Source organism: Oleiphilus sp. HI0061, from assembly GCF_001635675.1.
Genome location: NZ_LWFE01001094.1, coordinates 1 through 1,847 on the forward strand (window position 1 = coordinate 1; position 1,847 = coordinate 1,847).

Annotated in this window: 2 protein-coding genes; both read left to right on the top strand. The window is 46.0% G+C overall.

The features are described from left to right. Positions 1-51 precede the first annotated feature (51 nt). On the top strand, positions 52-1,479 hold the full coding sequence (gene ccoN / locus A3735_RS15605) for a cytochrome-c oxidase, cbb3-type subunit I (protein ID WP_068514738.1): 1,428 nt from the start codon (positions 52-54) through the stop codon (positions 1,477-1,479). 11 nt (positions 1,480-1,490) lie between these two features. Continuing rightward, positions 1,491-1,847: cbb3-type cytochrome c oxidase subunit II (locus tag A3735_RS15610; RefSeq protein WP_197485910.1), on the top strand; the 357-nt coding region annotated here is incomplete at its 3' end.

Sequence of the window (1,847 nt, forward strand, 5' to 3'; positions counted from 1 at the left end):
ATTTCTTATTTTTTGCGTTTCCACTTTATGTAGAATAATGGACCCTCAACGATGAGCAAAGAGACCAACCAAATCACTTACAACTACAAAGTTGTAAGACAGTTTGCCATTATGACGGTGGTATGGGGTATTGTCGGCATGGCCGTCGGTGTTCTTATCGCTGCTCAATTAGTATGGCCAGAGCTAAACTTCGATTCACCTTATTTAAGCTTCGGTCGTATTCGCCCACTGCACACTAACGCAGTTATCTTTGCTTTTGGGGGTAGTGCTCTATTTGCTACATCGTTTTATGTGGTGCAGCGGACTTGCCAAGCACGCCTGGTCTCGGACACCCTCGCGTCATTCATGTTCTGGGGCTGGCAAGCGGTCATCGTTCTAGCAGCGATCACTTTGCCACTAGGCATTACTAGCGCAAAAGAATACGCAGAGCTTGAGTGGCCGATCGATATTCTAATCACCTTAGTTTGGATAGCCTATGGCGTCCTCTTTTTTGGTACCATAATGAAGCGTAAGACCAAGCACATTTATGTTGCAAATTGGTTCTATGGCGCATTTATTATCACTGTCGCGATTCTACACATCGGGAATAGCATGGCCATTCCAGTCACGTTCTGGAAGTCCTACTCTGCTTACGCAGGTACTGTCGATGCGATGATGCAGTGGTGGTATGGCCATAATGCTGTTGGTTTCTTCCTGACGGCAGGCTTCTTGGGCATTATGTACTACTTCGTTCCTAAACAGACTGGCAAGCCAGTTTATTCTTACAGACTATCTATTATTCATTTCTGGTCACTGATTTCTTTATATGTATGGGCAGGCGCTCACCACCTACATTACAGCGCTCTTCCTGACTGGGCACAGAGTGCGGGCATGATCATGTCCCTAGTCCTACTAGCTCCATCATGGGGTGGTATGATCAACGGTATGATGACGCTTTCTGGTGCATGGCATAAACTACGTACTGACCCAGTACTACGTTTCTTGGTTGTATCGCTTTCTTTCTATGGCATGTCTACTTTCGAAGGTCCGATGATGTCTATCAAGACTGTAAACGCGCTATCTCACAACACTGACTGGACTATTGGGCACGTTCACTCTGGTGCACTCGGTTGGGTAGCGATGATTTCTATCGGTGCGGTTTATCACTTGATTCCAAAGCTTTATGGCATTAAAGAAATGTATAGCACGTCTATGATCAACCTACACTTCTGGTTAGCGACTGCCGGCACGGTTCTATACATCGCCGCAATGTGGGTAAACGGTATTATGCAGGGCCTAATGTGGCGTGCAGTAAACAATGACGGTACCCTTACCTACAGCTTTGTAGAGTCTTTAGAAGCAAGTCATTCTGGTTATCTTGTTCGTGCAATTGGTGGTGCTATCTTCTTGTCAGGTATGCTTATCATGGCCGTGAACGTTTGGCTAACCATTAAGCAGAAAGATGCGAAAGCACTTGATACCGTGACTGAAGCAGCTTAGGAGAAGAGTCAATGAATCATGAGATAATAGAAAAAAACCTTGGCTTGATGATCCCTCTGATTGTCGTAGCTATCAGTTTTGGTTTCTTGGTAGAAGCAGTTCCACTGTTCTTCCACAAAGACATGCAAACCCCCATTGAAGGTCTGAAGCCACATACCGCTTTAGAACTTGAGGGTCGTGATATCTATATTCGTGAAGGTTGTCACACCTGTCACACGCAGATGATCAGACCTTTCCGCGCTGAGACTGAACGTTACGGTCATTACTCAGTTGCCGGAGAGCATGTTTATGAGCACCCATTCCTATGGGGTTCTAAGCGTACTGGTCCTGATCTGGCTCGTGTTGGTGGTCGCTATAGTGACGACTGG

What these genes read in the sequence shown, in the direction of transcription:
- ccoN (WP_068514738.1), top strand. Translation starts at nt 52, where the DNA reads ATGAGCAAAGAGACCAACCAAATCACTTACAACTACAAAGTTGTAAGA.